Raw genomic sequence first — 544 nt, 5'->3', positions numbered from 1 at the left:
GCTGATTAACTCGTGACGAACCTGAGTATCAATATTCGAAAACGGTTCATCCAAAAGCAGTAAATCAGGGCTGTAAGCCAGAGAACGGGCAATCGCAACGCGCTGCTGTTGCCCACCAGAAAGCTGATGTGGATAACGATCGGCGTAACCTTGAAGGTGCACGAGTTCTAGCATTTCATCGACTTTCGCGCGCTTTTCCTTTGCAGCTTGATGCTTCAAACCAAAGGCTATATTTTGCGCAACTGTCAGATGAGGAAATAGTGCATAATCTTGGAAGATCATTCCGATATTGCGCTCTTCTGGTGGCAACCAATTTTCACCATCATCAATCGTCTGACAATTTAAGCTCATTTGACCAGAAGTAAGAGGCAGCAAACCAGCAATCGCTTTCAACAATGTCGTTTTGCCACAACCACTCGCTCCTAAAAGACAAACGATTTGCCCCTGTTCAACTTCAAGCGACAAAGACTCTAAAACGGTTTGAGCATCGTATTGGCAAGTTAGGTTTTTAATTGATAGTGCGCAGCTCATCAGTGATTTTGCT

The 544-nt window shown here is 44.5% G+C and carries 1 protein-coding gene; it reads right to left on the bottom strand.

Annotated features, from left to right (window positions below; all coding sequences use genetic code 11):
• The coding region (locus R7Z50_RS30380; RefSeq protein ID WP_318150135.1) for an ABC transporter ATP-binding protein at positions 1-531 on the bottom strand (531 nt) is incomplete at its 3' end.
• Positions 532-544 lie beyond the last annotated feature (13 nt).

It is taken from the genome of Vibrio sp. 1249-1 (assembly GCF_033340495.1).
Note: the sequence above shows the minus strand (reverse complement) of the source record. Positions and strands in the feature narration are given on the sequence as shown.